Origin of the sequence: Paenibacillus sp. F4, assembly GCF_002894905.1 — a bacterium.
GTDB lineage: Bacteria > Bacillota > Bacilli > Paenibacillales > Paenibacillaceae > Paenibacillus > Paenibacillus polymyxa_B.
The window spans coordinates 437090-449981 of the sequence record NZ_POVS01000006.1 but is presented as its reverse complement, the minus strand read 5'-3'; the positions used below and the strand labels follow the sequence as shown (position 1 = coordinate 449981).

Annotated in this window: 12 protein-coding genes; 1 reads left to right on the top strand and 11 read right to left on the bottom strand. The window is 47.3% G+C overall.

Annotation, left to right across the window (positions count from 1 at the left end; translation table 11 throughout):
- Positions 1-51: 51 nt before the first annotated feature.
- The 10 genes from spoIIR to C1T21_RS04555 form a co-directional block, all read right to left on the bottom strand.
- A complete protein-coding gene (gene spoIIR, locus C1T21_RS04600) occupies positions 52-744 on the bottom strand; it encodes a stage II sporulation protein R (protein ID WP_103047397.1) in 693 nt (230 codons plus the stop codon).
- A gap of 255 nt (positions 745-999) precedes the next feature.
- Entirely contained in the window at positions 1000-2193 is a 1194-nt protein-coding gene (locus tag C1T21_RS04595) for an FtsW/RodA/SpoVE family cell cycle protein (protein ID WP_103047396.1), read from the bottom strand.
- 75 nt (positions 2194-2268) lie between these two features.
- The gene (gene prmC, locus C1T21_RS04590; RefSeq protein WP_103047395.1) at positions 2269-3168 is read right to left on the bottom strand and encodes a peptide chain release factor N(5)-glutamine methyltransferase; all 900 of its coding nucleotides are present in this window, start codon (positions 3166-3168) and stop codon (positions 2269-2271) included.
- Positions 3169-3171: 3 nt separating this feature from the next.
- A complete protein-coding gene (gene prfA, locus C1T21_RS04585) occupies positions 3172-4239 on the bottom strand; it encodes a peptide chain release factor 1 (protein ID WP_013312344.1) in 1068 nt (355 codons plus the stop codon).
- A gap of 271 nt (positions 4240-4510) precedes the next feature.
- Positions 4511-5611 carry a redox-regulated ATPase YchF gene (gene ychF, locus C1T21_RS04580; RefSeq protein WP_039271572.1) on the bottom strand — a complete coding sequence of 367 codons (1101 nt, stop codon included), beginning with the start codon at positions 5609-5611 and terminating at the stop codon, positions 4511-4513.
- Between the two features lie 133 nt (positions 5612-5744).
- Positions 5745-6236 carry a GNAT family N-acetyltransferase gene (locus C1T21_RS04575; protein ID WP_103047394.1) on the bottom strand — a complete coding sequence of 164 codons (492 nt, stop codon included), beginning with the start codon at positions 6234-6236 and terminating at the stop codon, positions 5745-5747.
- Entirely contained in the window at positions 6233-7333 is a 1101-nt protein-coding gene (gene fni, locus C1T21_RS04570) for a type 2 isopentenyl-diphosphate Delta-isomerase (RefSeq protein ID WP_103047393.1), read from the bottom strand. Before fni ends, C1T21_RS04575 begins: the two co-directional genes overlap by 4 nt.
- Before the next feature lie 350 nt (positions 7334-7683).
- On the bottom strand, positions 7684-8175 hold the full coding sequence (locus C1T21_RS04565) for a DMT family transporter (RefSeq protein WP_039271577.1): 492 nt from the start codon (positions 8173-8175) through the stop codon (positions 7684-7686).
- 56 nt (positions 8176-8231) lie between these two features.
- The gene (locus C1T21_RS04560) at positions 8232-8936 is read right to left on the bottom strand and encodes a Crp/Fnr family transcriptional regulator (protein ID WP_103047392.1); all 705 of its coding nucleotides are present in this window, start codon (positions 8934-8936) and stop codon (positions 8232-8234) included.
- A 59-nt stretch (positions 8937-8995) separates the two neighbouring features.
- On the bottom strand, positions 8996-9421 hold the full coding sequence (locus tag C1T21_RS04555; RefSeq protein WP_103047391.1) for a DMT family transporter: 426 nt from the start codon (positions 9419-9421) through the stop codon (positions 8996-8998).
- 235 nt (positions 9422-9656) lie between these two features.
- Between C1T21_RS04555 and C1T21_RS04550 the strand changes: the two genes are divergently transcribed.
- On the top strand, positions 9657-11153 hold the full coding sequence (locus C1T21_RS04550) for a phospholipase D family protein (RefSeq protein ID WP_103047390.1): 1497 nt from the start codon (positions 9657-9659) through the stop codon (positions 11151-11153).
- A 34-nt stretch (positions 11154-11187) separates the two neighbouring features.
- Here C1T21_RS04550 and cls read toward each other — a convergent pair whose 3' ends face one another.
- Entirely contained in the window at positions 11188-12699 is a 1512-nt protein-coding gene (cls, locus tag C1T21_RS04545) for a cardiolipin synthase (RefSeq protein ID WP_103047389.1), read from the bottom strand.
- Between the last annotated feature and the right edge of the window lie 193 nt (positions 12700-12892).

Sequence of the window (12892 nt, the reverse complement as noted above, 5' to 3'; positions counted from 1 at the left end):
TCTATCGTAAGCTCCATTATAGCATATGGGGAAACTTATACTCCTCAACGTTTAGGCAAACAAGCCACTCACCCAGCTACACAGTCCCGCAAGTGCATCCCACAGAAAAAAACGTACTTCCGGCTCCTTGTCAGCGACATTCGTCCGACTTTCTCCGTGATCCGTTTTTGCTGATACAGTTTGTGCCGCTGCTTCCCCACTGCCTGCATCAATAAAGCACAGCGGAGGAAACAGCACGCACCACCAATTTTGACCTTTTCCTTGCCCCAGCGTAACTCGAAGCGCTTCATAATTCCCTGCCGGGTAGACCAGACCACCGTACATTTTCGTTGGGAAAGGTACGCTCGCCAGTTCCACCTGATGATCATATGCAATGCCGCGACGAGCCAGTTCTGTACCTACCAAACGGTCAATTTCAGGTAAATGAGCATCAATCAATGATCTAGCTTGATCTAAGCTTTGCGGGTTTTCCAGCTCACCTACCCATGCATTCATCTGCTGCACAATAGCGTCCCGTATTTCGCGTTTAACCAGCTGATCCTCCGGACGATCCGAGTTGGCCAAAATACGCAGTCGAATGGAGTCATGCGGAATCACATTCAGCTCTGTTGTAGCTACTCCTGATGCTAAGGTTCCTCTCGTTCCAGTGGTCATAGCAGCATCCGTCTTTTGACCTTCCCAAGACATCATTAATATCGAAATACAAAATAGTATCATTGCAGCTTGCTTGATCCAACTTCTCATCTTCGTCCCCCCAAACCCAAACTCTATCATGTCTATCAGTCTGTCCGGTTTGGGAGAGTCTAAACCTATGAATCTTGTAAAAGATTCAGGAACACTTTACAGATTTTCTTCAATACACCCTCAAATCATGCTACACCAAGCTTCTGACCCTCACCGAGGAATATGAAAAAGCCCAGATTTCACAATCTGGACTCTCTCGTTGCACCGTTTTAACTCACACAAATACCAATCAGTTTCAAGCCAAATCCACCTGCACTAGGCTTTTTTCGCCTTCGTCAAGCTTACTCTGGAAGGCTGCGGCAGATCGTCCTCCAGTTCTTGGCCGTGCACCTTAATACTCATAACCAAGCCGATACTAGCCATGTTAATAAGCAACGAGGTACCACCATAACTTATGAACGGGAGCGTAATCCCCGTAAGCGGCATAATGCCCAGAAACGCACCAATATTCTCAAAAATCTGGTACAGCAACATGGACACAATCCCGACAATAATATACGGTCCGGCGCGATCCCGGCATTCCAGCGAAATCAGGATCATTCGGTGAATCAAAATAAAATATAACAATAGCAGCACTGAAGAGCCTACAAAGCCAAATTCCTCCGCTACGACCACAAAAATAGAATCCGCGTACGTATAAGGAACACGCCCGGACTGTACCGAGGTTCCTTGCAAAAAGCCCTTGCCCATCATCCCGCCAGAGGCTATCGCCAGCTTGGCATTTTTGGTATGATAAGACGCCTTCGCGGTTGCCTCTTCCGGTACCAACCAAGGGTCCAAACGCTCAACCCAGTGACTACGGCCAATCCCCTTCATAAAGGAATCAATCTCATCGTGAAACGAAATATAAGCCTTGATCCCGCCGCCAACAGCGACTGCAAATACGATGAATCCGATTAACGCATGGGATGCCTTCACATTACCAATCCATAGCATACCAATGACGATGACAATGTAACCGAGCGCATTACCCAAGTCATTTTGTGCCATAACCATGGCAAACGGGACAAAGCTCACCAGAGCGACTGGAAGAACATCCTGAATAAAATACAGCTTGCTCTTGCGCTTTTTGATCAGCATATAAGTCAGAAAAATGATAAGGACCAGCTTGAATACTTCAGCAGGCTGAAGATTCAAGCCACCAATTTTCAAAAAGCCCTGAGAGTTGTTAACCGTCCCGCCAAAAAATCCGAGACCCAACAGGAATATTCCGCCCCCATATACGTACAGGGCTTTTTTAATGAATATCCGAAAATCGACTATCGCTAAACCCAAGATCGCCACAAAACCCAATATATAATACCCGATCATCTTTTGATAGTCATTGCCGTGCTCTGCCAAGTTCGTAGGGCCCCTACCTGCGCTGTATACCGTTATGATACTAATCGCCATGAGCAAAACCAGAATAAAGATAACCGGACCGTCAATTTTTTTCAATTTCTGAAGCATGATTTCCCCCTGAGCCGTTTCTCGGTCATACCCCTCTTATTCTAAAGGAAAGACTCGCAAAAAGAAAATGCAGCACTACTCCGAGACGCCTAGGACATGTCGTTCGATCCCAGCAAGGTCAGGAACGATTATAATGTTCTTCCAATGACCTGCCTGTTCCAACAGGCCAGCCACGTCTCTGGCCTGTCCCATCCCCAATTCAAACCCGATTAGCCGGGGCGGAGCCTGAAGGAGTCCGAGCTGCTCCAGCATTGCCCGATACGGGCCGAGCCCGTCAGGACCACCATCCAACGCCATCCGCGGCTCATGATCGCGTACCTCTGGCTGTAAGCCAGCGATGTCAGCAGCCGGGATGTACGGCGGGTTGGACACGAGAATGTCCACCGCCGTTCCCGCGAACGGCGCCAGTAGATCGCCCTCGCGGAATTCTACGGCTGCGCCGTTCGCAGCAGCGTTATGAGCCGCTACTTTTAACGCAGCGGCGGAAATATCCCCCGCCGCCACGCGCCAGCTCGGTCGCTCAGCCGCCAGCGTCACGGCAATCGCACCGCTGCCCGCGCCGATGTCGAGCGCCTGCAGAGCGCCGCTTGGCCACAGCCGATCGCCGTGCTGGAGTATCGCCTCGACGAGCAGTTCTGTCTCGGGGCGCGGAATCAGCACCGACGGCGAAACCGCGAACGGGCGGCCATAAAATTCCTGCCGTCCGATAATATACTGCGCCGGTTCACCCGCAGCTTTGCGGGCTATGATCCGTTCCCACGCCTCCTTGGCGGAGGAAGGGAACGGATCACCCAGTGCGGCGTAAAACGCCGTACCTTCCAACCCCAGCACATGCTCCAGCAGCAAACGGGCATTGTGCTGCGGCTCCAGAACGCCACAGCTTCCTAAAAAAGAAGAAGCCTCAACTAAGGCTTCTCTGACACTCATGTTCCGTTCCGGCGACATCCGATACACACAATCGCGTTCGTTCCCCAAAACTTAAACCTCTTGTTCCATCAAATCAGCCTGCTCTGCAATCGTGAGCGCCGATACGATTTCTTCGATCTCTCCGTTCATCACCTGGTCCAGCTTATGCATAGTTAGGCCAATACGATGATCCGTTACACGGCTTTGCGGGAAATTGTAGGTACGTATACGCTCACTGCGGTCTCCGGTACCTACTTTGCTCTTACGCTCGCCTGCATATTTGGCTTCCTCTTCCTGACGCAGCATATCCGAAATACGGGCACGCAAAACTTGCAGTGCCTTCTCCTTATTGGAGTTCTGGGATTTTCCGTCCTGACAGGTTGCCATAATACCTGTTGGCATATGCGTTACACGCACCGCCGACTTGGTCGTATTAACGGACTGCCCGCCCGCACCGCTGGAACAGAACGTATCCACGCGAATATCCTTGTCGGAGATTTCAATATCCACTTCTTCTGCTTCAGGCATAACGGATACTGTAGATGTCGACGTATGAATACGTCCACCTGATTCCGTCGTCGGAATCCGCTGTACGCGGTGTGCGCCGCTTTCGAATTTCATTTTGCTGTATGCACCACGGCCGTTAATCATGAAAATAACCTCTTTAAAGCCCCCGAGATCATTCATGTTCGCATCCATCAGCTCTACACGCCAGCCTTGGGTATCGGCATAACGAGTATACATCCGATACAAGTCAGCTGCGAACAGTGCCGCTTCGTCGCCACCTGCTGCACCACGAATCTCAATAATAACGTTCTTATCATCATTCGGGTCCTTCGGCAACAGCAAAATACGGATTTTTTCATCCAGCTCCCGCTTACGAACACTCAGTTCTTCAATCTCCATTTTGACCATTTCACGCATCTCGTCGTCCAGCTTTTCACCCTGCATGGTTTTTGCAGCTTCCAGCTCTTCAACAACATTTTTATATTCGGTATATGCTTCATAAGCAGGCTGTAAATCAGACTGTTCTTTGGAATAATCTCTAAGTTTTTTGCTATCGTTCGCTACATCCGGATCGCAGAGCAGTTCGCTCAGTTTATCGTAGCGGTCCGCCAATGATTGCAATCGGTCCAACAAGCGATTCACCTCTTCAGTTAAATTAATATGAAACCAGCTTCAATTTCACTGGCTACAGCTCTTTATTATACCAACTAATTCATGAATTAGCTACAAGAAATACTGACTAATTTAGGATTTTGCAAAAATCCACACAACAGCAATACAATAAAAAAGTCGCCGCCCTAATATAGGCAGCGACCACGTAATCTAGCACCTTTCAGAACACACATACATTAAGTCATCGTCTTTTATATATCCGAATCAGGTATTGTATTCTGGAAATTATATATTAAACATTAAAACGGAAATGCATAACGTCTCCGTCCTGCACTACATATTCCTTACCTTCCAGACGAAGCTGACCACGTTCCTTAGCCCCGTTCATCGAACCAGCAGCGACCAAATCGTTGTAGGATACAACCTCGGCACGAATAAATCCGCGTTCAAAATCCGTATGAATTACGCCCGCAGCACCCGGTGCTTTCGTTCCTTTGTGAATCGTCCAAGCGCGTACTTCCTGCACACCTGCTGTGAAATACGTATACAGGCCCAGCAAGCGATAAGCTGCTTTAATCAGACGGTTCAATCCAGATTCAGCTAATCCCAGCTCCTCGAGGAACATCGCTTTGTCTTCGCCTTCCAGTTCAGCGATTTCAGATTCTACCTTGGCGCTGATCGGCACCACTTCTGCATTTTCCGCCACGGCAAAATCGCGTACCTTTTGCACATATGGATTGCTGTCCGCTTCCGTTACGCCATCTTCGCTAACATTAGCTGCGTAGAGTACAGGCTTCATCGTAAGCAAATGAAGATCGCGTACAATCAACCGTTCTTCATCCGACAATTCTAAGCTACGCGCCGGTTTATCAGCATACAGCGATTCCTTGATCCGCTCCAACACTTCTACCTCTTGGGTGTACTGCTTGTTGCCACCCTTCATGTTTTTGCGGGAACGTTCAATACGCTTGTCTACACTTTCGATATCCGCCAGAATCAGTTCCAAATTAATGGTCTGAATGTCGCTGATCGGGTCAATTTTGCCGTCCACATGGGTAATGTTCTCATCTTCAAAGCAACGTACCACATGTACAATCGCATCCACTTCACGAATATGAGCCAGAAATTTGTTACCCAGACCCTCGCCCTTGCTCGCACCGCGCACAAGTCCTGCAATATCAACAAATTCAAATGCCGTTGGTACCGTTTTATTCGGCACAACCAGTTCGGTCAGCTTATCCAGCCGCTCGTCTGGTACTTCAACGACGCCTACATTGGGGTCAATCGTACAAAATGGATAGTTTGCGGATTCCGCACCCGCCTGCGTTATTGCGTTAAAAAGTGTTGATTTGCCCACGTTCGGCAAGCCCACAATCCCCGCTTTTAAAGCCATAATCAGAACAACTCCCGTTTATATAAAATATGCGTTATGCCATCCGTTAGTTTACCAACCCACATTATATATGAGAACCTATACACGCGGCAAGCATACGGTTATGAAATTCAGGATATTGCTATATCCCTATTTAGATTTCTTTGCTCATCTGGATATCCGTAATCCGATAGCCCGACTTGCGATATACATGCAAAGCTCGCTCATTATGCCCAAATACATGCAAACCGATGCGGACAGCTCCCAGCCTGCGAGCCTCCTGTTCCAAAGCCTCCATCGCCATCGTACCTAGACCCCTCCCCTGGTATGAATCGTATACAAGAATATCCAGTAGAAAAGCTTCTTTTCCTTGCACGCCGTCCGTAATATTGAACCAGATGTAGCCAACTTCCTCCTGACTCTGCCCCCCGGCATCGGAAAACATCAACATATACAGGTGAGCATGAGGTGTGTCTAGTCTCTGTGGCAGGTATCGAGCAAAACTTTCTGCCGCACGTTCTGGTGCTTCTTCTACCGTCCATGTACCTGCTTGGATTTTCTCATCCGCATAGTCGGCAAGCGAGCGTTGTTCAAATCGATCATATTGCTCTGCATTCATCGGAACCATTGTAATAAGTCCACTCATCCGTTTACCTTCTTTCTTAGTCGAGTCGTATCTTTGAGCCCTTCTATTCCATCTACCCCAATACCAAACATGACCGTGCGGAGTTCCAGTTCGACCTGCTCCAAACGTGCCTCCAGCGCTTCACTAGAGGCAACCGCAGAACCGAGCAAAGAACGCCCAAAGCCTGCCATGTCAGCCCCCAGAGCGAGCGCCTTAGCTGCATCGACACCGTCTCTCAGTCCACCGCTACCGATCAGAGCACCATGTGGCTGAGCAGCTCTAACTTCCACGATACAATCAGAGGTCGAATTGCCCCAATCCGCAAACGCCTCCGCCGCCGCGCGACGCACAGGATCAGGATTACGAAATTTCTCCACTTGGCTCCAGCTTGTCCCACCTGCGCCAGCGACATCAATAAAGGCAACACCCGTATCATACAGTCTCGATGCCGTCTCACCATCTATGCCCCAACCTACTTCCTTCACTCCTACAGGCACTGAAAGCTGACGACACAACTCCTCAATGCGCTTAAGCAGGCCGCTAAAATCCAAATTCCCTTCGGGTTGAAAAATCTCCTGCAATCCGTTCAAATGCAGCACCAACATATCTGCTCCGGCAATTTCCACTGCACGGCGACAATCGTCCACGCCAAATCCGTAGTTCAGCTGCACCGCACCCAGATTGGCAAGGATCGGGATACTGGGTGCCAGACGGCGAACCGCAAAGGTTGAAGCCAATTCTCCCCTTTCCACAGCAGCCCGTACCGAACCGACGCCCAATGCCCAGCCGCGTCTCTCCGCTGTCTCTGCTAATCGCTCATTAATCGCTCCTGTCTCGGCGCTGCCGCCTGTCATCGAGCTAATAAGCAGCGGTGTTCGTACAGCCTGCCCTAAAAAAGTAGTATCCAGACGAACCTCGTCAAAATGCAACTCCGGCAAAGCGCAGTGCTTAAAGGCATATCGCTCCAGCCCGCTGGTGATGCCTTGTCCGGCCACATCTTCTTGCAAACAAAGGCGGACGTGCTCAATCTTCCGTTCGCCTGTCCGCGCGGCAGGCAACAAAGAGCCGGATCTGTTAAAACCGTCAGATGCTCCTTTTCTATTCTCTGTACTACTCATCTATGTCCCACCTCATCCAAAGTAACTCTGTTTATTGCATCAAGTTCAAGAAGCACAAATAAGACCGTTCCCGAACACGGTAACCGATCTATTTATCGTCGCTTATATCAATATCGTAGCCCTTAAAGTGGCTATTTTAAGATACTTTCATTGTATCATGGATGGAAAAATATATACACGATCGTGAACATTTTTCCTTACCCATAGGCATGTTCAAAATTCGCAATAAACCAGTTATTTCGGAAACTCTACAGAAAAGCTGCTCCTAATGGAGCTGCCGCTTTTCTGCAAAATGCCTACTCGAAAGGACGATCCCTATCCCAGCAAGATAAAGGTCATTACAATCTCCTTCATCCCTTCATCGAATCAGGTACAGATGAAATGCTTTCCGCTTGCTCCTTCGTACGCCCATGTCCAAATTTGAATACCAGAATACCACCGATAATGACCAATACTCCGATCAACTTGTTAAAGGTAAACGGAATCTTTTCTAATCCCAGCCATCCTAACGAATCCCACAACAGGGCCGTACCTAGTTGCGCCGTCAGTACAATGGAGATCGCATAGGTCGGGCCAAGTCGCTTCATTCCTTGCACCAGACAGAACACAACACCGACACCAATCATGCCACTGAACCAGTACCACGGCTGCATATGCTGTAAAGTAAATGTATTTTTCCCTTCAAAAATAAGACTTCCGAGTAAGGAAGCCACGAACCCTGTTCCCAGCACCAATGTTGTTGTAGCCCACGATCCTGTCCGTTCATTCACCTTATTATTGAATATCGTTTGCAGACTGACCAAGGCACCTGCGATAATCGCCAATACAATTCCTAATAACATATGTTAACTCTCCCTTGATGATCCTTGATATTCTTCTGCTTTTATAAATGCCCATATTACAATGATTCATAAATATTATGTCCTGCCAGTTCACTCAAACCTTTTCTGTCCCGAATGACAATGTAGCCTTTTGTCCGTTCAACCCATCCATCTTCAATCATTTTGCGAATGACACGGTTGAGATGTCTATAGCTGGTTCCGATCAAATTCGCCACATCTACCAGACTGGATGCACGTAATTCCTCATGAAAAGCCGTATTCGATTCGTCAAAAGAAACCGATAGCAGGTAGCTCGCCAGCCTGACTTCCACCGGATACATGAGATTGAAACTGGAAAAGTCGGAGTCCAGGCAAAACTTTCGCGTGACAATATCCAATAGAAATTGCAGTAAAGGAGCATAGTCTCTGCCGTATTTGTTCATCCATTGGTGGTGAATACCGATCACATAGATCGGAGACACTGCCTCTACTGTGTTGATAACGTGACTACTCCGAATATATTCAACATCTCCTATGACCTCGATCGGTGTTTTGAAGCAAAGGATCAGGGTTTTCCCTTCTGTAGAACTGGTATAAATCTTGACCTTGCCCTGCACCAGTAAATATAGATGCTCGATGGGGTCCCCCTGTGAACAGAGCTTTTCCCCTTGCTCCAAACGATGCAACGACAAATAAGGATGTAGTGGCTCGTAGAGTATGGATTCCAACTCATGCAGCTGCAAAAAATACTTTAGCTGCTCTTGATCCTGAATTTCTCTCATTCCTAAGCTCACCTTCAATTTCTACATTCTAAGCTTTCTTTACAAGTTAAATTTCTATTTTAAAGTTTCAGAATAATTACACCCGCAATCATCATACCAATACCTATAAATTGTGGCAGCTTCATCTTTTGCTTCACTATACCGAACCATCCCTTGATATCTACCAGGAAGGTTAAACACAACTGCGCAATCAACAACGCCGAGATCGTGAACGTAACCCCAATATGTTGGATTGCCGTGACTTCACTAAATATAATAATAGCTGCAAAGGCACCGCCCCAAAGATACATTGGCTTTACCTGTTTCATTTCAGCTACATTTCCATCCCTTGTAAACATCCAGACGAATGCTGCCAAAATAAAGCCTATTAGCTGAGTAACAGTGGCCGCCTGCCATGTACCGATATCCTGACTAATCCGTGTATTCGCTACCCCCTGTAGCGTAATACACGCTCCTCCCAGAAAAGCAAACAAGATTCCTCTCATAAATCGTTATTCTCCCCATGTAAATGACTTTTCTATATATTAAAGTATAGGGCAGACTGTCTATAAAGGACATATGTCCTCAATGAATAGTAAAACATCCTCCATTTCATTCCATTCAGTATCCGCGTCAATCCTGCACACTTGCGTTAATAACTTGACAGTATCCCATCATAAAACTGCATGTTCCGGCACGATAAAATGGAATGCAGCATTCAATTGAGGAGTTGATCGTCATATGATTACACGTGATCCGCTGCATTCTGTGCCGGAATATCAAAGAAGAACCGAGAAAAAGAGTCGGGCTTTTAAAATCGCTATTCTGGTACTTATTCTCTGGCTGATTACCGTCATGCTGTATCAGACCCATAAACCATTGCCGCCATTCGTCTCCTATGAAAGTCAGGAATATTCAACCCATGAGGTAAACTTCTGGACGGATTTGACCTATCCCACCGGGGATGGAAGCACTGCACAGCATGAAGGACAAATTTTGAATCGTATGCTCGGGATCATTGATGAAGCCCAACAATTTATTGTCATCGACCTGTTTCTGTTCAATGACTATAAGCATAAAGGTCAACGCTTCCCCCAAGTCAGCGCACAAATGGCCGATCATCTTATTGCCAAAAAGAAAGCTCATCCGGATATGCCTATCTTTTTCATTACAGATGAAGTCAATACCAACTACAATTCTGCCCCCAATCCTTTGTTGGAGAATATGAAGCGAGCAGGGATTCAAGTCGTGCAGACCGATGTAGACCCGTTGCGGGACTCCACACCCATCTATTCGGCGGTGTGGCGTACCTTTTTCCAATGGTTCGGGCAGCAGGGCACAGGCTGGATTCCCAACCTGATGGCCAGTAACGGACCTGATGTTACGGCCCGCTCCTATCTTAAGCTGTTAAACGTCAAGGCCAATCACCGAAAATTGGTTGCCAACGAACAGACAGCGCTCATTTCTACAGGCAACGTGCACGACGCGAGCGCTTATCACTCCAATGTAGCGCTGGAGGTGAAGGGGCCTATCATCGGAGACATTTTACAAACGGAGCAGGCGGTGTTGGACTTTTCGGGCGGTGGGCAGCTTCCTGCCTATACACCACAGGCCGAACCCAAAGTTCCATCGAGTAAGGACAGCTATCGGATCAAATATCTAACTGAGGGCAAGGTGTACACCTCGGTTCTGGATGGCATCGGGCAGACGAAGAAAGGTGACAGCATTCATATGGGCATGTTTTATTTGGCTGACCGCAAAGTATTGAATAGCCTGCTGGATGCCTCTGCGCGCGGTGTAAACATCCAATTGCTGCTGGACCCCAATGAAAACGCGTTTGGTCAGGAAAAAATCGGCATCCCCAATCGTCCGGTTGCCCAGGAGTTGTCCGATAAATCGGGCGGGAACATTCAAATTCGCTGGTATCATACTACTCATGAGCAGTTCCATACCAAACTGATTTATATCGCCAAGGCGCAAGGAGAGCATATCATTTGGGGTGGCTCTACCAATCTGACCCCCCGTAATCTGGATGATTTGAATCTGGAAAATGAATTGTGGGTGGCCGCTCCGGCGGACAGCAAGCTGACCCGACAGGTTGCGGCCTATTTTGATAAGCTATGGAATAATCAGGGGGCTGAATACAGTTTGGATCTAGCAGCTTACGAGGATCATTCAACATTTTGGAAAGATATTATATACCGTCTACAGGATATTTTAGGCTTTACTACATTTTAACTACGGGATACTGCTGCAGCGAATTCGTTTATGCTTACAGCAGCGGTGAAAGCAGCCGCGCGAGCGATTCCATCAAACGTTTGAACAGACGTTTTTTCATGAATTCTTCGCGTACGATCAGACTGGCAGAGTGCAAATCTCGTTCGTAGTCTGTTACCATCTGCTGCACACTGTGCGTTTGAATTAACAGAGCGTTAACTTCAAAATTCAAATGAAAGCTACGCATATCCATATTGGCTGTCCCGATGGTCGCAACTTCCCCGTCAATGATGAGGAGCTTGGAGTGGAGGAACCCTTTTTCATATTCATATACCTTGACTCCAACCTCCAATAACGACTGGAAGTACGAATGAGACGCGAGAAACGGTAGCCATTTATCCGGTTTTGCGGGAAACAGAATACGCACGTCCAACCCGGACAGGGCAGCCATCCGTAAGGCAGTCAGGATATCTTCATCCGGGATAAAATAAGGAGTGGCAATCCAGACTGATTTTCGGGCGGACGTGATCATGGAGAAAAACAGATTTTTGAGCACTCTTCGCTCATTATCCGGGCCGCTGGCAATAATCTGCACGCCTCCGTCCGTAATTGGTTCAATATTGGGAGACAGATATTCGCTATCGAGCACCGACTCACCCGTCATGTGAAGCCAATCCTGTAAAAATATAAGCTGCAACGTACGCACAGCTTCGCCCTTCACAATCATATGCGTATCACGCCAAAAGCCGTAGGCTTTGTTGCGGCTGAGATACTCATCTCCCACATTTAGACCACCAATTAATCCGATATTACCGTCGATGACTACAATTTTACGGTGATTACGATAGTTTACCCGGCTGGAGAAAAACAAGATTCGAGCGCCGCCGTATGCAACGACCTCTACTCCTGCATCTCTCATTTCCTTTAAAAATGACTTCGACAACTGAATACTGCCCACCGCATCGTACATAAACCGAACCTTAACACCCTCTTTAGCCTTTTCGATCAGAATTTTCTGAATGCTGGTACCAATATCATCCGACCGGAAAATGTAATATTCCATATGGATATGATGCTGCGCCTTGCGCAGTTCTTCCAGCAAAGTAGAGAAGGTTTCATCTCCATTGTTCAGAATTTGAGTTTCTGTCGCAAAATAAATCGGGGAGCGGGCCAGTCTGCGTGCCAAACGCATCAGCTGCTGCTGCTCATCTGTAAAGCAGGTCAGATCTCGTTTGACTTGCAAAGCATCCTTTTCTATGCGGTCGTAAGCCTGTTGGTCACGCAATGCCTTTTTATCATACTTGCGACGCTTGAATACATTTTGCCCAAACAGAAAATAAAGAGGAAGTCCAACGACTGGCAGCAATGCCAGCAGCAAAATCCAGGACATCGTGGTGGAGGGATTACGATTCTCCGTAAAAATAATCAGACTGATGGAGATCACTGTCAGGGTGGAAAAAATACTGATGACAGTTCCTTCATTTTTGCCGATGTAATTAAACAAGCCAAAATAATAAATAATAAACACCATAGCCGCAATCAATACGGCCAGTAAGCTTCGCCTCATAACTAACCTCACTTCCAGTGGACTGCATTTGACAGGTATTCTTCATTATATTGTACATGAGCCCCTTATTTCTTCCCACTTTTTTATTAAAATGTTGATAAAAAAAATCCAAAGAAAAGCTTTATACAAAACGCAATGCTGCTGGGTTGACACTTACTTTTTTTCATGCAAGAATAAACTAACGAACGTTAGG